The organism is Thiofilum sp. (genome assembly GCF_016711335.1).
Lineage (GTDB): Bacteria > Pseudomonadota > Gammaproteobacteria > Thiotrichales > Thiotrichaceae > Thiofilum.
On the sequence record NZ_JADJTF010000001.1, the window covers coordinates 2,352,039 to 2,371,960 of the forward strand.

The 19,922-nt window shown below is 41.3% G+C and carries 19 protein-coding genes; all 19 read right to left on the reverse strand.

Annotated features, from left to right (window positions below):
* Positions 1-17: 17 nt before the first annotated feature.
* Complete coding sequence (locus tag IPL34_RS11165; RefSeq protein WP_296841531.1) at positions 18-479, reverse strand: cache domain-containing protein; 462 nt, start codon at positions 477-479, stop codon at positions 18-20.
* A 297-nt stretch (positions 480-776) separates the two neighbouring features.
* A complete protein-coding gene (locus IPL34_RS11170) occupies positions 777-1,949 on the reverse strand; it encodes a slipin family protein (RefSeq protein WP_296841532.1) in 1,173 nt (390 codons plus the stop codon).
* Between the two features lie 306 nt (positions 1,950-2,255).
* A complete protein-coding gene (locus IPL34_RS11175; RefSeq protein ID WP_296841533.1) occupies positions 2,256-3,647 on the reverse strand; it encodes an O-antigen ligase in 1,392 nt (463 codons plus the stop codon).
* Complete coding sequence (locus IPL34_RS11180; RefSeq protein WP_296841534.1) at positions 3,644-4,966, reverse strand: hypothetical protein; 1,323 nt, start codon at positions 4,964-4,966, stop codon at positions 3,644-3,646. The genes IPL34_RS11175 and IPL34_RS11180 overlap by 4 nt, the downstream gene beginning before the upstream one ends.
* Positions 4,966-7,977, reverse strand: a complete 3,012-nt coding sequence (locus tag IPL34_RS11185; RefSeq protein ID WP_296841535.1) for a polysaccharide biosynthesis tyrosine autokinase — start codon at positions 7,975-7,977, stop codon at positions 4,966-4,968. Before IPL34_RS11185 ends, IPL34_RS11180 begins: the two co-directional genes overlap by 1 nt.
* A gap of 18 nt (positions 7,978-7,995) precedes the next feature.
* Positions 7,996-8,724: a polysaccharide biosynthesis/export family protein gene (locus tag IPL34_RS11190; protein ID WP_296841536.1), complete on the reverse strand. Its 729-nt coding sequence runs from the start codon at positions 8,722-8,724 to the stop codon at positions 7,996-7,998.
* A gap of 29 nt (positions 8,725-8,753) precedes the next feature.
* Positions 8,754-9,587 (reverse strand): CpsB/CapC family capsule biosynthesis tyrosine phosphatase, encoded by an 834-nt coding sequence (locus IPL34_RS11195; protein WP_296841537.1) that lies wholly within the window; start codon positions 9,585-9,587, stop codon positions 8,754-8,756.
* A 258-nt stretch (positions 9,588-9,845) separates the two neighbouring features.
* A complete protein-coding gene (locus IPL34_RS11200; protein WP_296841538.1) occupies positions 9,846-10,229 on the reverse strand; it encodes a helix-hairpin-helix domain-containing protein in 384 nt (127 codons plus the stop codon).
* Positions 10,230-10,506: 277 nt separating this feature from the next.
* On the reverse strand, positions 10,507-11,106 hold the full coding sequence (locus tag IPL34_RS11205) for a Uma2 family endonuclease (protein WP_296841539.1): 600 nt from the start codon (positions 11,104-11,106) through the stop codon (positions 10,507-10,509).
* A 90-nt stretch (positions 11,107-11,196) separates the two neighbouring features.
* Entirely contained in the window at positions 11,197-13,206 is a 2,010-nt protein-coding gene (locus IPL34_RS11210) for a nucleoside-diphosphate sugar epimerase/dehydratase (protein ID WP_296841540.1), read from the reverse strand.
* A gap of 154 nt (positions 13,207-13,360) precedes the next feature.
* On the reverse strand, positions 13,361-13,600 hold the full coding sequence (locus IPL34_RS11215) for a DUF29 domain-containing protein (RefSeq protein ID WP_296841541.1): 240 nt from the start codon (positions 13,598-13,600) through the stop codon (positions 13,361-13,363).
* A 126-nt stretch (positions 13,601-13,726) separates the two neighbouring features.
* A complete protein-coding gene (locus IPL34_RS11220) occupies positions 13,727-14,332 on the reverse strand; it encodes a Uma2 family endonuclease (protein ID WP_366931040.1) in 606 nt (201 codons plus the stop codon).
* Positions 14,333-14,646: 314 nt separating this feature from the next.
* Positions 14,647-15,240 carry a sugar transferase gene (locus IPL34_RS11225; protein ID WP_296841543.1) on the reverse strand — a complete coding sequence of 198 codons (594 nt, stop codon included), beginning with the start codon at positions 15,238-15,240 and terminating at the stop codon, positions 14,647-14,649.
* Positions 15,201-16,400, reverse strand: a complete 1,200-nt coding sequence (locus IPL34_RS11230; RefSeq protein ID WP_296841544.1) for a DegT/DnrJ/EryC1/StrS aminotransferase family protein — start codon at positions 16,398-16,400, stop codon at positions 15,201-15,203. The genes IPL34_RS11225 and IPL34_RS11230 overlap by 40 nt, the downstream gene beginning before the upstream one ends.
* On the reverse strand, positions 16,397-16,987 hold the full coding sequence (locus IPL34_RS11235; protein WP_296841545.1) for an N-acetyltransferase: 591 nt from the start codon (positions 16,985-16,987) through the stop codon (positions 16,397-16,399). The genes IPL34_RS11230 and IPL34_RS11235 overlap by 4 nt, the downstream gene beginning before the upstream one ends.
* Positions 16,984-18,108, reverse strand: coding sequence for a DegT/DnrJ/EryC1/StrS aminotransferase family protein (locus IPL34_RS11240; RefSeq protein ID WP_296841546.1), 1,125 nt, complete (start codon positions 18,106-18,108; stop codon positions 16,984-16,986). Before IPL34_RS11240 ends, IPL34_RS11235 begins: the two co-directional genes overlap by 4 nt.
* Positions 18,105-18,668, reverse strand: coding sequence for an acyltransferase (locus IPL34_RS11245; RefSeq protein WP_296841547.1), 564 nt, complete (start codon positions 18,666-18,668; stop codon positions 18,105-18,107). Before IPL34_RS11245 ends, IPL34_RS11240 begins: the two co-directional genes overlap by 4 nt.
* Complete coding sequence (locus IPL34_RS11250; protein ID WP_296841548.1) at positions 18,649-19,053, reverse strand: FdtA/QdtA family cupin domain-containing protein; 405 nt, start codon at positions 19,051-19,053, stop codon at positions 18,649-18,651. The genes IPL34_RS11245 and IPL34_RS11250 overlap by 20 nt, the downstream gene beginning before the upstream one ends.
* Positions 19,050-19,922, reverse strand: coding sequence for a glucose-1-phosphate thymidylyltransferase RfbA (gene rfbA, locus IPL34_RS11255; RefSeq protein ID WP_296841549.1), 873 nt, complete (start codon positions 19,920-19,922; stop codon positions 19,050-19,052). The genes IPL34_RS11250 and rfbA overlap by 4 nt, the downstream gene beginning before the upstream one ends.

Here is a 19,922-nt window from a genome sequence, read left to right on the forward strand (position 1 = left end):
ACATTCAATCAGTGTGATTATTGAGCCGCGTAAGCGCCTACACCACAGAAAAAGCCTTTATCGTTTTTCATTACATAGCTTTTCTTAGCTTTTAGGTCTTCAGTTCCGGGATAAGGCCATTTGTATTCAACCCAGCCTTTGCCCGCTTCGGATTTAGCCATATCGATCATATTGAGGAACAGTTTATCGCCGTATTTATCGAAGTCTTTCATATTTTGACCGACTAATTCAGGCTTTACTGCATGAGATAACATTTTGCCTTCTAAATCCATACAAAATACGTATAGATCTTTTTCTTGATAGCCACCCGCTTTATCAGCGAATACAGTGAAAGCTTCTTCACCTTTTTCATTCACTAATGTAGCGGCTTTTTCACTCATCGCTTGCGCTTCAGCTTCCGTACCCATTTCATCCGCAGCTAACACATTAAGACTGAATGCAGTTAATGCAACACCTAAAACATAGGTCAGTTTTTTCATTAGAAGGCTCCTCCTTCAGTTAATCAATCCTACTAGCAGCACTACACCACTACAGTGCAATGCCTAAAAAACTCTCTCTCAAGTCTTGAACAGAGTGTAGCGTAGTTTAGATTTTTTTAAAGAGGAATTACCTGAAATAGTCGACAATTTTATTAATTGGTTAATTATTAAAACCTATGGAAGGGCTTTGGAAAGAGCTTAGTTGATTTTGCAAGGGAGTACATCAAAAATATTGTCAACAATAACCGTAACTATTGAGACAAGAGCTAGTCCTCAAAGTAGGCTAGCTCCTGAGTTTTACGGTGTTTTGGTAGTGTCAGTCAGATGCACCATTTGATGCATCACACTATCTAAGCCGCCATACACATTAAGATTTTGCACATTCGCGGTAATTTTTTCTAAAATTTCCAGCTCTTTCAAGCGCAATAGAATCGGATTACCTTCCATGACTTTGGCGGTGTTATGCAAGGAGCGCGTAGCCTGAGTTTCTTCACGACGTTTAATTAAATTAGCCTCAGCCTTTTTCTGTGCTTCCACTACTTCAGCTAAAATCGCTTTCATATCACCGGGTAAAATAATATCGCGTGCCCCAACACTTTTTAAGTTAAGACCGTACTCAGTGCATTTACTGCTGGCAATAGTGAGCACCTGTTGATTTAATAGATTTTTATCTTCTAATAACTCGTCCAAAGTTTGCGTTGATACCACACTGCGCAAAGCTAATTGCAATTCACGATATAAAAAGTCATGGACGTCAGCTAAGGCGGTTTTTACCAGCATAGGTTCTTGGATTAACCAAGTAGCTGATAAATTAATGCGTAAGCTCACTCGATCCTTAGTCAAAATTTCTTGACCATTGATTTCCATATTTTGCAGGCGCAAGTCCATTTGTTGCACTACTAAGCGTCGATTGAATGTCCACCATGCATGTTGACCACTCTTGAGAATGCTATATTGTTGTCCGTCAACCTCCAAAAATCCCATGTGACCTTCTGGAATAATGGTGGATTGCACAGCCATATTAGCGGCACGCATGACTATAGTATCTTTGCTACTTAAAATCAGACGCGCTAAAGAGGGCGGAATAGTAAATTCATCTGTAATATCCAACCATTCAAAGGTTATAGGCTTATTAGGTTTCCAATAAGCGCCTTGACGTGCGGGAGGCAATAAGTCTTTCAGTACTTTATTTTGATACACTAGCCCTACTTGGTGCATAGTGGTTGACCACTCAACCACATAATCTTTGAAAGCACTAGGGTAGTGAGCCATCAGATCTAACACTTTTTCATCCGTAATCGGCTTTAAAGCTCCGCTAGTATCATAGAGTTGCAGGCTATAGTTGCCCTCCCAGAACCAAAAACTATAAACGCCAGACGTTAAAATACGTTGAAATTGTTGATCACGATACAAAAGACCTAACTGTCCTTCCGGCACAGTTACCTGTTGTTTTAATTGTAAAAAGCTCATGTTTGATTCCTTAACAACACTTAGGCAAGTTTATGTTTGTCCTAGCTGTAAAATAATAATGTTTGAAGGAATATAAGCAGATGTCGTGCCAATGGTTATTGGTTAGTAATCATAGACTGATAAGTAGTTGTTTACTTAGGGTATATTTATTTGTATGGGAAAATGATTAGGGTATTTTAGTGCTAAAGACTATTAGCAAGAAAGCTTTAAGCTATCTTAAAAGATAGCAGCTATTTGAAAGACCATAGAAAGGACAGGTGAGAGGAGGAGAGCAAGAGTATAACTACAAGGTAGCGCAAAAACGCACTACCTGTCGTCGTCATCATGATGATGGTGATGGTTAGAGGCTAGTTGAGCGCGACTGGGTAATTTTAAAAATAGCCCCGCTAAAAAGGCTAAAAACATAGCGTTAGCAGGCGTATGAGAGGTGAATTCTAAAATAGCATGCAGCATGAATAACAAAATCCCAATACCCGCCGCCACTTTAATAATTCGCTCCCGATCCCAGCGAGTACCCCACATAGCCACCCAGCCCATGATATACACCACTAAAGTGAGCAAGAGTAAGACAATACCCAAAGCACCTATCTCTAGAATTAGCTCCAGATAGTCATTGTGAGCATGGTTAATAAAATGTAATTGTTCGACTGGCTGGAAACTACGATAAATTTCTTGGAAAGTACTAGGCCCCGATCCTACTGGAAAGAATTCTTTAATAGCCTTAATAGTAGTTGCAAACATGCGCCAGCGCTCATCTTCTGCGGGGCTAGCTACAATAAAACGATTTAGGACTGGAACTAGACCTATACTAGCTAATAAAGCTGATCCTAATCCCAAAATACTAGCCACTACTCCAAAAGTTTTGCGTCCCCCCATATGAGGTGCAAAGGTAGGTAGGGTAATTAGAAGAGCCAAAATAGTAAGTAGTACACCTGCACGAGAACGCGTAAATACCGCACCCACTAAAATAATTAGTAATAAAACTAAATAAAATAGGGTAGTGCTGATACGCCATTCATGAGTTTCTCGATGTTCATGATCTCTAGTTTTAAGCCCAATACTATAAATTGTCAGCCCTATTGCGATGGGTAAGCAGATGACCAGAAAGGTAGCTAGATGATCACGGTTACGATAAGTACCTTGTGAGCTGCGGCCAGTATCGGCAGAGAGCCATTTCAATACCTCTGCATTAGGATTGGTATATTGCATAAGTGCAAGCACAGCTTGGAAGCTAGCTAGTACTAACAATAAGATAACTAAATAATAACGTTGTTTGGCATTTAAGGTAGTAGTAGCGACTACAATAGCTATTAAAGGGAGCATAGCTAAAAAAGCATGCACTGTTTTATAAGGTATAACACTAATAGCTAAATAAGGCTTAAGATTGGCTTGTTGAGTTAACCATTGTAATGATGCTTGATAACGTTCTCTACCTGGTAGCTCTATCCACCACTCATAAGGCAGGGGAATTAAATACACCAAAGGTGTAATAAAAATTAAAAACAATAATAATAGGCTTAGTTTACTAATATGAGTGCGCCAATTATTCGTCCAAAATACCAGTAGTAATAATATTAAAGCCGCCGCTTCTAGAATGAATAATGACTCTAAAGTGCGGCCACTATATAAAATAGGAATAGCTAAAAATAGTAAGGTGATAATACCGGTAGTTAGCCATTGGGTTTTAGTAACACTCATTCTTGGGGAATTCCATTAGCATCTATAGGCACTATACTTAAATCGTCGAACCAAAGAGTACCATTAAACGTCTGTTTATTAGCATAGGGGCTAGCTGCTTCTAAGCGAATCAGTTGAGCTTTACAGGTTTCCTCTTCAGGAACAGTAAACCTTATACTCAAAGTACTCCATGCAGTCCGATCTTTAAGTGGAGTACTTTCTCCTAGCAAAGTTTGTTTAGCGTCCATACAGCGAATACGCCAACTTAAGCCCTCAGCCGTATCAAGTTTATCTATTTTATAAGCGAGCTTCAGCTCATAAAGCTTAGGTTCTAATACTAAAAACTGACTAATATGTTGAAATTTTATCGGCTCTACCGAGTTGCGTAGATTAATCCTAAGGGCTTTGGAACCCTTCATACCCTGTGTAATATTAGGTTCTATAGTAAATAATTTATGTTTTACTATACGCCAGTAAAATCCCCCCTTGTTATAATTACTATCTTCAAATCCACCATCGTATATATTACCGCCTAGTTTTACCTGATAATTCACTAAACTTTCTGTCCAAGCGAGTTTTGCTTCAGGCCAAAAGCCGTCTTTTATTAGACGCTCTACATAAATACTTAATTCGCGTACTGTCAAAGCACTGTCTGAGGTGCGTCGAGTTTCAAATAATAGATCTAATAAATCACCATGCTCTGGCGATTGAGCAACAAAAGCAAAAAAGCGCTCCCACCAAGGTGGTGGCTGTTGTATAAATGGTAAAAGCAAATGTTGAGCATTAGGATCGGCTGCTATTTGGAGTAGCACGGGGAATAGTTTTTTAGACAGATTAGGATCGCGAATCAGTAAAATATTCCATTCTTGGAGTAGCTTTTCTAAATTATTGCGCCTAGTCCAATAATCCGCTAGGTAAGCACGGTTTTGTGGATGAGCAGGCCATAATGCTGAAGCTATATCGGCTAGTTGGCTAGCGGTATCCATATCTTGTAGCTTTTCATAAATCCCTAGTAATTGAGCAAATCCATTACCAAAAGTGATATCTTGCTCTAGGGCTTTTAGGGCAAGCGTTTTAGCCTGCACTAATTGCTCGTCATTGACCGTTTGATTAATGTCGCCACTATAAAAGGTACGTGACTGCTCCCATAACGCTTGGCTACGTTGTACTTGCCAAGACTCTATCGGAGGAAATAAACCTTCCATCCCTTTGAAATCGGTTTCAGTATAGTCTGGATAAGTAAAATCATTAGGTCCTACCCCTCCTAGGCGATAGGTTAATATTAAGTAGCCTAGACCTAAAAGGATTGCAATGAGAAAACTACGCCACAGCCAAATCATTAGGCATTACTCGGCAAACGTTTACGACTGCTCTTAGCACCATAACTGTAATAATAATCATAGTTATAACCGTAACTAGAGCCTGTTTTCATCTTAGTCATAATGACACCAATCAAATTAGCATTCGCCTGACGTAAACGCTGATACGCATCTTCCAATGGACGTTTTTTACTTTGCGCATGTGCGGCTACTAAGATAGTAGCACTAGCTCGGTTGGCAATAATCAATGCATCCGCTAGACCCATAACAGGGGGGGAATCAATGATAATCATATCAAAGCGATTAGGGGCTAAAGCAAAGAGTTCATCCATACGTTCACTGGAAAGCAGTTCAGCAGGGTTCGGCGCAAGTGGTCCTGCAGTAATAGCAAAGACGCCTTTCATAGGAGTATCTTGAATCACTTCTTCAATGGTAGCTTGATGAGTCAAATAAGTACTCATTCCAATGCTATTATCAAGGCTCAAGCGCTTATGTAGGGTGGGTTTACGTAAGTCACAATCTACCACTAGGATTTGTTTACCAGATTGAGCAAACACTGCAGCTAAGTTAGTACAAGTACTGGATTTTGCTTCACTAGGCATCGAGCTAGTAATAGCTAAAGTCAGAGGTGCGCCATGACTCGTGGAAAATAATAGATTAGTTCTCAGCGAGCGGAATGCCTCAGCCATGGCAGAGGTAGGATCTTGATAGCTAATTAAAGCCACGTCTTTATCAGCATGATGCTTAATGAGTGGTGTAATGCCTAATAAAGGTAGTTTAACAACCTTTTCTAAATCATTGGTGGTTTTAACGCGATCATCAAGAAACTCTAATAAGAACGCCAATACCGTACCTAAAAATAAACCTAGCACTAAACCTAAGGCTAAATTGAGTTTAGTATTAGGTTTATGCTTTGCAAAAGGTATCACTGCGGGGTCAACTACGGATATATTATTGGCCTTGATACCGCCTGCTACACCAATCTCTTTAATACGCTGTAATAAGGCGTCATATAAATTACGGTTGGTTTCCACCTCACGTTTGAGAGTGTTATAGCCAACACTTTTATCATTAAGTTCGGTTAATTCAGCTTTTTGCTTTTCCAAGTCTGCTCTTAAAGCGGCTTCGCGTTGTTGTGCTGCCTTAAGGGCGGACTCTAATTCATCGGTGCTGGTTTGCGTAATTTTATTAGTTTCATCTTGAATTTGTGCCCGTAGTCTACCAATACGCTCTTCAAGGTTCTTTAAGGTGGTTTTGGTAATTGTGGAAGATTCTTGAGTAATCTGAGCGCGTAACTGATCAATGCGTTGAGTTAAATTATTCACTGTACTTGATTGTACAGTACGCGTTTCAACGGCGATTTGTGCTTCTAACTCACTAATTCTTTGTCTTAGATTATTCAGTGTAGTATTACTGACAGTTTGAGTTTCACGTAGAATCTGAGCCTCTAATTCGGCAATTAATTGTTTAAGATTATTAATATTATTACCTTTTACTGTCTGCGTTTCAGCAGTAATTTGACTTCTGATAGTATCAATTTTTTGTTTTAATTGTACCATCGTGGGGTAAAGTGGCTTATAGACTTGTAGTTTTTCTTGATATTCGGCTTGTAAAGTTTGTAGTTGGCGTGTTAAAGCTTGAATAGTAGGATCGGTACTCTGTACCTTGGAGGCTTTAACTTCTGCTTGATAATCACTTTGTAGCTTAGTTAGTTGTTGGCGTAAGCTAGTCACTACCGGATTATCACGGGCAGTAGAGGCTTTTAATTGGGCTTGATACTCACCTTGTAGCTTAGTTAATTCTTGGCGTAACCCACGTACCACTGCATTATCACGTGCCGAAGGAACACTTCTTTCAGCAATATAATCGCCCTCCAGTTTAGCTAATTCTTTGCGCAGGTTTTTAACCACTTCGTTATCATAGGCAGTGGGAGCGGTTAGTTCAGCTTGATATTGGGTTTCTGCTTGAGCTAACTGTTTTTTAAGCTCTTGGATGGTAGAGTTACTGAGTGTTTTGCTCGCACCACTACTAGCACGAGTTTTTTCGTATTGACTTTCTGCCTTAATACGCTCGCTTTGAGCGTCTGATAAAGTCTTGGTTAAGTTTAATAGTGTTTGACCTACTAAAGTTTGCTTATTTTCTGGGTCGACACTAATAATGCCTTTTTCTTTAGTAAAATCAACCAGTTTGCGCTCAGACTCATCTAGCTTACTTTTTGCCTTGATTAGTTCCGTATTTAAAAAGCCTTCTGCATAACTAGCCGCTTCACGCCGCCGCTCTAAATTCATTTGAATGAAGTTTTCGGTTAGCGTATTGGCAATACTAGCGGCTTTGACAGGATCAATATGGTCGTAGGAAACGGTGACAATTTGTGAGTTTTTGACAGGCGATACCGTTAAGCCTGCTAGAAACTTGTTCTCTAGAGGCGGTGCACCCAATTTTTTTGCTAACTCTTCAGGATTAGGCTTAGTGTTGGGTATAACAATATTGTTATTAGTTTCATCGACAATCTCAGTATCACTGTTCTCAGAAACCGTATTGGTAGTACCACCGAATAGAGCTTTGACTTCATCTAGGGTTTCTGCAAAGAAAGGTTTAGCTAATTGTTCACCTGTTAAGTCACTTTCTAAGTTTAACGTATCAATAGTACGTCTAGCTAAGTTACGGCTTTGCAATAACTCATATTGAGTTTGATAAAAATCTTTATCATTGACACGAGTATCTTGTGCTTCAACACCGAACTCTAATAATTTACCGGAAGTCTCTGGCTGAATTTGCAGAGTGGCACTGGCTCGATAAATAGGCGTCATCATTAAAGTGGCAATAAGTGCTACCATAAACACTAGAGCAGCTATGGATATAATTAAGCCTTTACGTCTAACAATGACTTGCCACAATTCACGTAAATCAATTTCATCATCCGCTTCATCATTACTAGGCTCTTGATAAGAGGCCGTAATGACTTGTTGGTTAGCTTGGGAGGGAAAAGCTTGGCGTCGCCCATACTCTGGCGCATTTAACTCGGCATTCATTGGTTCTATTATCCCTGTTTAGTTAATTAATGTATTGAGGGCATTAATAGGGCTGATAAATGATGCAGCCTCTTTGATCCAATAACGGCTATCAGAACGATGTACTACAATCCTATCATCATTTTGTAAATAAGGATCATTAAGCTGACCATTGCGAATCGCAGTAAGGTTGAGGCGGTAAGCTTTCACTTTATTATTAGGTAGGGTACGAAATAGTATCACTTTATCTTTAGAGGCTAAGGTAGTGGGGCCACCTGCTTGTGCAATAGCTTGCATTACGGTCATAGCGCCTTCAATAGCATATACATTGGGCTTGGTGACCTCACCTTCAACAGTCACGCGCTGATTAGCTGCTTCTTTAACCAAAACGGTAATTTTGGGATTATTTAAGCCTTCGGGATGATTGGAGTAGGCTTGCTCGAGCGCACGAGCTAATTCTTGCTGAGTCAAACCTTGGGCTTTGATTTCTTTAATGATTTGTAAAGCAATATAGCCACGCGAGTCGACTCTTACCTCTTGGTTTAAGCCTTCAGCAGGGAAGATTGTAATGGCTAATAAATCTGAGGCTCCAATCCGATATTCAGTTTGAGGAGGAACATAGCTCAACTCATTAATATTGGAAAAAATTTGGTTTCCATTATTCGTCGCAGGACCTGATGTAACAGGAAGACCACCACCTGTGCTACAGCCTGCTAGGGCTAGACAGCATACAATAGATGTGAGATTTAGTTTTAGTTTGTTCATCATATCCAAATTTACTATTCAATCGAAAATCATTAATGGCGACCAAAAAGACGCTGCAAGAAAGTTTTAGACTTAGGACTGTCATTGGCAGCAGGTCGCAAAGGCGTTTTCAGTGGGTCGATGCGTAGGGCAGGTATTGTAGGTACTGAGCTAGGCGCAAGGTTATCCACGATGGCCAAAGGGCGCTCCCACACGCAATAATGGGCTTCTTGTTCACCTACAAGCAATGCAGCAGCTTTAATGCCTTCAGATAAAATAGGCGGACGACGTTCTACTCCATGCGCATCGGTCGCTATTATATGCACATAACCGTCTTGTAGGAATTGTTCCGCATATTTTTTAGCACTGCGTCCAAATTGTCCCGTAATAGCACCCGCTGTAATTTGAATCCAAGCCCCCATACGAGCCGCATCAGTAAACTGCTGGTAGTGCTCGCCTACCCAAGTTAAACGTTCGGGGTGAGTAATCAGTGGAACATATCCCGCATTTAAAAAATTTTCTACTTGTCCCAGAAAATCATTAACCGGAACATGATGTGAAGGCTCTAGGAGAAAATAGCGTGAATGATTAAGCGTTGGAATACGCCCCGTTTTTAACCCCCGCATAACATCCGGGACCATATGGGTATCTGCACCAATCAATAACTTGAGTGGGATTTGAGCAAGATCTAACTGAGTTTGTAATGCATCCAGAGCCGGTGCAATCGTATTTGCACTATTTTCGTATAATCCCGGATAGATATGAGGCGTACAGGCTAAATGCGTAATACCGTCTGCAACTGCCATACGCGCCATGGTCAGTGAGGTTTCTAGATCCTGCGACCCATCACATAGGGCGGGGAGTATGTGGCTATGTAAATCAATCATATAAGATTTTTGTAACACCAATTGGGGAAGCAAACCTTAGGCTAGTATAGCGCAACTTCTGTGTGAAGCGTTATAAATCTTATTTGGGTTTGAATTTAAAGTTAATGTCGATATTTTACTTGGCTTTGTAATAAGTAATTAATTTTATTATAATTTTAAAGAGTGGGTACAGTGTTTAGTATTTGTTAGAGGGTAGACACTTAGGTCTACCCCTACATTTTGTTGTTAAATATAACTACAGAGTTGAATTTAACAACTTTAAGATTTTGGTGTGGTTTTATCTACTTTTGCGGGTTGTTTAGTCGTTTCTGATGGTGGTGTATCTTTGGATAGGTTGGTTGGAGCTGGAGTACTGGTTTGAGTACTACCCAGTCCCTCGGTTAAAGAAATATCAGCTTTGATTTTCTCAAATAATTTAGGGCCAATGCCTTTCACTTCCTGAATTTCTTCTAGGGTTTTAAAACCACCCTTTTCAGTACGATAATCAATAATGGCTTGAGCTTTTTTCTCCCCTACACCTTTAAGCTGTTCTTGTAGAACCTTAATGTCTGCGGTATTGATATTGACTAACTCAGCTAAGACGGTTGAAGAAGAAATGAGACTCATAGCTAAGACAGTGGCTTTTATTAGTTGTTTTATCATGGGGTTTACCTGAGTAGTTTATTATTATGGTTGATTCAACCGTAAAGAAATTTATTATTTATTTTTATATGAAGCTAATTTTTCTGTATTAACGGTTGGTTTAGAGTGCTCCTTCTAAGGTGTAGGTAAAAGCTCGTTTTAGGTTATGTTGACATTTAATAAGCTCAAATGTAGAGGTTTTGATCATAGGTGGTTTGGTTCATGGTGCTACCTGTGTATTGGAAGAGATAGCCATCGAAGGGGATGTAGGTTTGTGTTAAAGCTGGCATTGCCATTCCTACTTAAAATCAACGTCTTCATAAAAATCGGTAATTGGGCAGCATAAGCCTACACAGGTGAGTTCTACGTTGCTATTCTCGCCTGCAAAGCTAAATAGTTCCCATCGGTGGTTTTCGTTGAGGCGAAAAACTTGTACAAGGTATTGCGTAGGGTCAATTAACACATATTCACGCAGACTGGTTAGCTGGCGATAGGCATCAAATTTACCACCTTTGTCATAGTCTTTGGTACTTTCCGAGAGTACTTCAATCACTAGAATAGGTGCATATTTAGTGGTGTTGTGCTCGCGGTCATTGGGGTTGCAGGTGACCATGACATCAGGGTAGAAATAGGCTTTATCGTTGGCGTCGATTTTGAGGCGCATATCAGACATGTAAAGGCTACAGCCTGAGCCGCGAAGATGTGTTTTTAGTGCGTAGTGTACATTGCCTGTCACTTTAACATGCGCATCGGTAGCCCCCGCCATATTGGTGATAGGATTCCAATGTAAAGGGTAGACAAAGCCATTCAGGTACTCGTGTTTCTCGGTGGCAACTGTTTCAGTAGCTAAGTAATCAGCTTCGGTGATAACAGGCTGTTCAGCGAGGTTGCGACTCATGACATATACCTATGTTTTATTGGAGTTAGGTGTCGAGTATAGCAGTTTAGCGTTGGAGTTGCAGATAGGCTTGGGCGCTTAGTTCAGTCCTTAACTCGAAGAGGCTTGTTTTAGGGGAAAGGGGATAATGATGTTAGGGAGAAGGGTAGTAGCTTGAGAAACATTTGAGGGAGGAGCGTGGTGTTCATTACTAGCGGGTAATGATAACTCGGTTGGGAGGTGAGTGGGTTTGAAACCATTAACATGTTGTAATAGTAGTTGATAAATCGTATGCAAATCACGTTGGGAGCAGGCGTATTGTAGTGAGTTAATCACTTGTTGGATTTTAGGCCAAGTTAAGTAGTCTTCATAGGCTTGGCGGATGCGAGGGTGTTGTGTGGTTTGCGCATTATCATCAATCAGTAACTCTTCATAAAGTTTTTCGCCCGGTCTTAAGCCACTAAACTCAATAGCAATATCGCCGTAAGGGTTGGTTTCATCCTTAACCGATAAGCCCTTCAAGTGAATCATGCGCCGCGCTAGATCGACAATTTTAACAGGCTCACCCATATCCAATAAGAACACTTCCCCTCCCTTAGCTAAAGCACCTGCTTGGATCACTAACTGTGCTGCTTCAGGAATGGTCATAAAATAACGAATAATGTCAGGATGGGTGACAGTAATCGGGCCACCTTGCTGGATTTGTTTGCGGAATAAGGGGACGACTGAACCGGACGAGCCTAATACATTGCCAAAACGTACCATGCTAAATTGAGTATATTGGGATTGCTCGGAGATACCCTGTAATACTAATTCAGCCATGCGTTTGCTAGCGCCCATGACATTAGTGGGGCGCACAGCTTTGTCAGTAGAAATTAATACAAAGTGCTTGACCTTATGAGCGAGTGCTGCCTGTGCAGTATGATAAGTGCCTAAAGTATTATTGCGTATGCCCTCAATCGGGTTGTGCTCAACGAGGGGAACATGCTTATAAGCGGCGGCATGGTAGAGCGTTTGAATCTGGTGGGTTTTAATGGTTTCATCAAGTCGCTGGCGGTCTTGTACCGAACCTAACACTGGGGTAATAGGGATAGTTAAACCTTCACTGCGATTAATTTCCAAAAGTTCATGTTCAATTTGATACAGGGCATATTCACTCAGTTCGTAAAGCACGATAGAGCTAGGTTGTTGACGGATAATTTGGCGGCAGAGTTCTGATCCTATAGAGCCACCCGCACCCGTGACCATGACATGGTGATGGTGGATACATTGGCTTAGTAACTCTTGATTGGGTGCTACTGCTTCACGCCCCAGTAGCTCATCTATATCAATCTCGCGTACTTCCTCAATGGAACGCTGCCCGGATAATAGCTCAGTCATGCTAGGTATAGTGCGTACATGTACCGGCAGTGGCTCTAAGGCTTGGATAATTTGGCGCTTGCGGGTGTGAGAGATGAGTGGCATGGCTAAGAAGATGTGTTTCACCCCATAATGTTCAATCAAATGTGTCGCTTGTTCGGGTGAGTGAATAGATAAGCCCTGAATTAGAGACTTATGTAGGCTGGGATTATCATCTAAAAAAGCTACTGCACGATAATGTTCGCTATGTTCTAGGGCTGAGGCTAGTTGTGCGCCTGATTGTCCAGCGCCGTAGATAATAATGGAGGCGCGTTGTTGTTGGTGTTGTCGTGAGTTGAGTAGTTGATAATAGCGGCGCATCAGGTAGCGACTACCACCAGTAAATAATAAAGCGGTTCCCCAGTAGATAGGGTAAATAGATTGAGGGATGCCTTTCCAATTGGCAAGCGTTGCTATGACCCAGAGCACCAATGTGCTTAAGGTTACCCCTATAATCACTGATTGTAAGGCGCGTACTCCCATAAAACGGATAATAGAGCGATAGAGTCCGAGCCTAGTAAAGATGATCAACGTCACTAGGGGAGCAACTAGCATAAGCCAAAGTCCATCATTGAGCTTGGGTGTCCAAGTGCTAAGACGTAGGGCAAAGCTAACCCAAATGGCAAAAGGGAGTATGAGCAGATCTGCACCAAGCATGATGATGCGTTTTTGCCAGCGGGGTAGGGCGAATAGGGTATGTAGGGATTGAGGTGGATTAAACATAGTTATAGGCTCTGAGGCTGTTTATAGTGCTTGTATGTAGCCGGTTTTTAAGAAAGTTATGAGATTATTAGAGTTATTGTACTACCCGATCTCTTTGTCCTTAAAAGTATGGGTGAGCCGACGGTTAAGCCGAAGGCAGAAAAATGAGTTTAGCTTACATTATAATATTATTAAGAATCAGCACCCGGTAGGCGGGTTGGTATTGCCATTTCAGCAGGTGCATGAGCAGAGTTTCCAAAAAGGATTGCAAGGCACGCTTTTCGGATTTACTCATGTCCTCGATTTCCTCGATGATGTGTTCCCAATCTACTTGATCGAATTTGCGTTCGCGCAGGAGTTGTGCTTGTTGTAATGACCAAGTGTAGAGGTCTTGGTCGTAGGTGGCTTGGTTCATGGTGCTACCTGTGTATTGGGTGGGATAGATAAGCGGGCGGGTTCGCCGTGCCTACTTGCGCCGTAGATGTAGTTACGTTTTCCCTGCATATTATCAGGTCAACTCATTGGGGCGATGCTGTAGTGTTTATCCGTTTTTTTGCATGGGGAATGGAACATCTAACCCGACTTCACGCCTGACTCTGCGGTAGATATGGTGTACGGCTATTTCTAAACCAACCGATTCCAGCATTAGGGTGTCTTCGGCGTAATAGGATTCTAATTGCCAATGGGTGCGGCGGCGGTAAACCCGTAGATAGGGCGTTTCTTGCGAAACCACGACGTATTCCAGCAGGGTAGGAATTTGGGTGTAATTATCGAATTTTTCTTTGAGGTCAACCCGCTTGGTTGAGCCAGATAGCACTTCGACAATCAGTATGGGGTTAGTGCGGTAATACGGGTCGTCAGTATTTTCACCACAAGCTGCCATGATGTCAGGGTAATAGGAAAACGGTTTGTTGTCGCGGGTTTTTCCAATCACTTTCATGTCAGATTGCCAGACGCGACAGGTGTCTTTCAGGGCATTATCGATAGCAGAACCAAGTGTATGAGCGATGGTGTTATGGGTTTCACTAGCGCCTGCCATGGCGTAGATTTCACCCTCCACGTATTCGCTGCGGGTATCTACGTCGCGTTCGCCTTCCAGATAGTCATCGAAGGGGATGTAAGTTTGTTTTAAAGCTTGCATTACCATAGGATTGCTTCCGCTCTACTGTGTTGATTTAGTAAATATTTCAACAAGTATAGCAAATTAGCGCTGGTTTTGCTGGTAGGCTTGGGCGGTCTGGTGTAGGGCTTTGTCGACGCTGACGGGGGGCAAGCCAAGCAAGTCGCGGGTTTTGCTGATGTCGATTTGTAGGTGGTCGCAGAAGTGTTGGGTGATGGCGTGCGTGCCCATTAGGATTAGTGCGGTTTCTAGCCAGCCTTGGGGGATGGGGAGTAAGCGTGCAGGTTTGCCTAAGGCGTAGCTGAGGCATTGCAGGAGTTCGGTGATGGAAAGGTCTTCGCCTAGCTCACAATGGCTCTAAACGTGCGCATGATCAGTATGAGGTCTAACAGTACGTTGTGGTTGGTGGCATATTGAGTGTAATAGCGAAGCTTAATCGGCAGTATGGTTTCTTTGTAAGTTTGTTCGGGATTATCAGATTGCCCTAGCAGGGTATTTTCATTTTTGAATTCGATGGATGCTAGATCCGTAATGCCGGGTTTAACGGAGAGTACGACTTCACGCAGGTGCTCTGGGTAACAGGCGACGTATTTGGGGACTTCGGGGCGAGGACCGACTAAACTCATCTTGCCGATGACAACATCGATCAGTTGTGGGAGTTCGTCGAGCTTATAGTAGCGCAGAAACGCACCGGAGCGAGTGATGCGGCTGTCATTGCCAACCGTAATTTGCAGGCCACGCTTTTCTGCATCCGTTACCATAGTGCGGAATTTGTGGATGCGGAAGGTTTTGCCGAATTGTCCAACTCGTTCTTGGCGAAAGAAAATGGGACCGAGAGAATCCCACTTAATCCAGACTGCAATTATCAGAAAAAGTGGGCTAAGTAAAATTAAACCTACAGTGGCAAAGAAAAAGTCGAAGAGTCGTTTTGACATTCTTGTAGAATTCCCTTAATGGCGTTGATAACTCTTGTTTGGTCTTCATCTGTCATTTTGGTGTAGAGAGGCAAACTCACCGCTTGTTCATACGTTGCTAGACTATAAGGGAAATCTTGTGGTTGTAAGTGATAGCTATCACGCCAATAGGGATGTAGGTGTAAAGGGATGAAATGAACACTGCAACCAATGCCATGTTCTGCCATCGCTTCGATAAATTGGTTACGCTCGATACCCATTTGTGGGGTTAAGCGTAGCACATATAAATGCCAAGCGTGTAAATCGCCATCCAGTGCGCTAGGTGGGAAGAGCAGGGGTAAGTCTGCGAGTTCACGGGTGTAGCGTTCTGCCATTTCCTGACGACGTTGTTGGAAACGGTTAGCTTTCTGTAATTGATGGATACCAAGTGAAGAAGCTAAATCAGTAAGATTGTATTTGAAGCCGGGGGCTACCACTTCATAATGCCAAGCGGGTTTGTTGGAGGTGTAGCGGTCGAAAGCATCGCGGCTAATACCATGTAAGCGCATGATTTTGCAGCGGGCGGCTATTTCTGGGTTGCGTGTCACGATCATGCCGCCTTCGCCGGTGGTGATGGTTTTGGTGGCGTAGAAGCTGAAAACGGTGACATCGCTATCCAGTGAGCCAATTAGCTGATCTTGGTAGCGCGTGGGAAGAGCGTGGGCGGCATCTTCCACTACTTTGAGGTTGTGTTTACGGGCAATCGTTAAAATGCTCGTCATATCACAGGCTAAACCGGCGAAGTGGACGGGGATGATCGCTTTGGTTTTAGGGGTAATGGCTGCTTCAATTTTGTTGGGGTCGATATTGAAGGTGTTGGGGGCAATATCAACAAAGACAGGGTGTGCGCCTAAGTACCGGATGACTTCGGCGGTGGCTGTGAAGGTGTAGGGTGTGGTGATGACTTCATCGCCTGCGCTGATACCGATAGCTTCGAGTGCTAAATGCAAGCCAGCAGTGGCAGAGTTGACGGAAATGGCTTCACAATTACCACCGATGAATTCAGCGAAGTCGGATTCAAAGCGTTTGGTTTTGGGACCGGTTGTTACCCAGCCTGAGCGCAGAGAGTCAATAACTTCGTTAATTTCAGCTTCGTCAATATCAGGTAGGGCAAAAGGCAAGAAGTTATTGAGGTTGTTCATGTTTTATTCTCTAATTGCTTTTCCATATAATATTGTCCCTTGATATACCCTGTGATTATGAAGCCTGATTTTATGTAAAAATTAATAGCTACTAAGTTAGAGCAGGTGACATATAAGCCGAGTCTTTTAATTTGGTTGTGTCTACAGTATTCAAAAGCCCACTCCATTAAACAGGTTCCAACTCCCTTGGTATCAGGGCGAGCTGCAATAGATAAGATAATATCACTAGCTTCAACAAATGATTCACTATGTTGAAAACTGTGCTTGAGTTTTTTTAATAAAATTTTAAGTAGCAGCTTGGGTTTAAAAATAAAGTAAAAGAATAATTCCACTCTTTCCTTTTGTTTGAATTGACTGATTTTTGATGGCAAATCTTTTCCAAAAAAAAGGAAGCCAAGCAAGTTGTTTTTTTGTTGGTTAAGACAAGCTATGGAAACAACATCATTACTTAAAAATAAGGAGTAGTATTTTTCTAATAGTTTTTGACTAAGACTTCCTGAAAGATGATCTTTTGGATAGCTTTCTCTATGAGTTTTAGCGACTTCGCTTATCTGGTCTTTTGTTATCGGCTCAACTAAATACTTCATTGATTTATCTCGAATGAATTTACTACTGAACTAATTAGCATGGCTTGATCTGTTGTTAGAGTAGGTGATATTGGCAGACTTATTACTTGACGATGTATCTGTTCTGTCAATAAATATTCATGATTGTTCCACTGCTTAAAGGCTTGTTGTTGGTGAGGTGCTATAGGATAATGAATGAGTGTTTGTATGCCAGCAATATTTAAATGTTTTTGTAATGATTCGCGATTTGATGTTCGGATGACATATAGATGAAAAACATGTCCATCTAGTGATTCTAATGTGCTTTCTAAAGAAATGGGTGTCTGAATGTCTTTATGGTTAATATGCTTGGTGTAAGCAAGTGCAACCTCTTTACGATGTTTTATTTCTTTATCAAGATACTTGAGTTTTACTCGCAATATAGCCGCCTGCATTTCATCGAGTCGGCTATTTAGACCCTGATAGATATTTTCATATTTTTTATGACTGCCGTAGTTGCCAATAGCTCTGACCGTATTAGCTAACTCATCATCGTTAGTCGTAACCGCACCTGCATCACCTAATGCACCTAAGTTCTTACCAGGGTAGAAACTAAAACCTGAAGCATCCCCCCAGCTACCTGCTCTTTTCCCATTAAGAGATGCTCCATGGGCTTGAGCAGAGTCTTCTAGAACTAACAAGTTGTGAGTTTTAGCTATAGCAATAATTTCAGGCATTGGAGCAAGCTGACCGTATAAATGTACCGCGAGTATGGCTTTTGTGTTAGGCGTAATTGCTTGTTCAATTAGATCTGGATTGATATTGTAAGTAGTAATGTCAGGCTCTACTAATATAGGTATTAGTCTGTTCTCCGTGATAGCCAATATAGAAGCAATGTAAGTATTTGCTGGAACAATAATCTCATCACCTTCCTTAAGCTTTCCTAGTTCTTTCCAAGCTCGTAATACTAGAATGAGAGCATCTAAGCCATTGGCAACACCGATGCAATGTTTAGTTCCACAATAGTCAGAAAATTCACGCTCAAAGCTGTACACTTGCTCACCTTGAATATACCAGCCAGAGTCAATAACCTGCCTAACTGCTTCTGTTAATTCATCCTTGTATTGTGAATTAACTGCTTTTAGATCTAAAAAATTAATCAAGTTGCTTGCCTATTTAAAGTATTTTCGTTAAGTTGATAACCTGCCAAGCAGGCTGGACACGTATAATTTTCCAGTTTTGTACCACATTCACAAACATATCCATATTGTTTTGCAGGGTTACCATATACTAATGCATAAGGTACGATATTTTTAGTGACTACACTACCTGCACCTACCATGGCATAAGCTCCGATTTCAATACCACCAATGATCGTAGAGTTCGCTCCAATAGATGCGTGATGATTAATAACTGTTGATAAAAAGCTGATGGGGCGTTGTTTAGAGCGTGGTGTGAAATCATTGGTGAAAGTTACATTTGGACCAATAAAGACATTATTCCCAACTCGCAGACCATCCCATAATTGAACGCCTGATTTTATAGTAACATTATCACCGATCACGACATCATTTTCGATTAATGTTAAAGCATTGATGTTGCAATTATTCCCGATTTTTGCTTTTGCTAAAATAACGCTGAATTGCCAAATTGTAGTATTTTCACCAATATGGCTAGTTTGCACATCTGCTAGAGGATGAATGTTAGAATTGGTTAGTGACATTTAAAAACTCTTGATAGTCACGAATATAATCGTTTTCATCGTAGTATTGGTTAGCTAGAACCATCAGTACGCAATCTGAGGTAAAGTTGTGCATCTCTCTCCAAGTCAAGTCCTCAATAATTAAACCAACAGTGGAGTTATCGAGCGTGATTTCCTCTCGCTGTTTTCCATTGTCTAATATAAATTGACAAGAACCCGTAACACATACAGCTAGTTGTTTTAGATTCCTATGTGCATGAAAGCCACGTGATACACCATGTTTTGTTCCAAAAATATAGTAAACGCGCTTTATTTCAAAGGGTACACTTTTATTAGCTTCCAGCGCGACTAATGAACCACGTTCATCACCAAGCGGTTTAAAATTTACAGTTTTTATTAAACTCATAGACTTTGCTCCACTAAACCTATCAAATATTGTCCATAGCTATTTTTGGATAAATTATTTGCAGCCTGCATTACTTGCTCTTGTGTAAGCCAGCCATTTCGCCACGCTATTTCTTCTAAGCAGGCTACCTTATAACCCTGACGTTTTTCAATGGTTTCTACAAACATCGCTGCTTCTAACAGACTTTCATAAGTACCTGTATCTAGCCAAGCAAAACCACGACCTAAAAGTTCAATATTTAAACTACCACGTTCAAGATATAATTGATTTAATGTGGTTATTTCTAACTCCCCTCGATGTGAAGGTTTTATCTGTTTAGCAAGTTCAACTACATCACTATCGTAAAAGTATAAACCAGTAACCGCATAGCTGGATTTAGGTTTCGTGGGTTTTTCTTCTATGCTGATAACTTTCTTGTTTTTATCAAATTCTACAACACCAAAACGTTCTGGGTCTTTAACTTGATAGCCAAATACAGTGGCACCCATTTTACGGTTGGATGCGCGTTGCAGAATAGGCGTGAAACCTTGTCCCCAAAAAATATTGTCACCTAAAATTAAGCACACATTATCTCTTCCAATAAAGCTTTCTCCGATGATGAAGGCTTGTGCTAATCCATCTGGACTAGGTTGAATGGCATAGCTAAGTTGAATTCCGAAATTATTGCCGTCACCTAATAGTTTTGTAAAATTAGGTAAATCTTCCGGGGTGGAAATGATTAATATTTCACGAATGCCTGCTAACATTAACACAGATAGCGGATAGTAGATCATGGGTTTATCGTAAATAGGCAGTAACTGCTTAGATACGCCCTTGGTAATTGGGTACAAGCGAGTACCAGTACCACCAGCTAAAATAATACCTTTCAT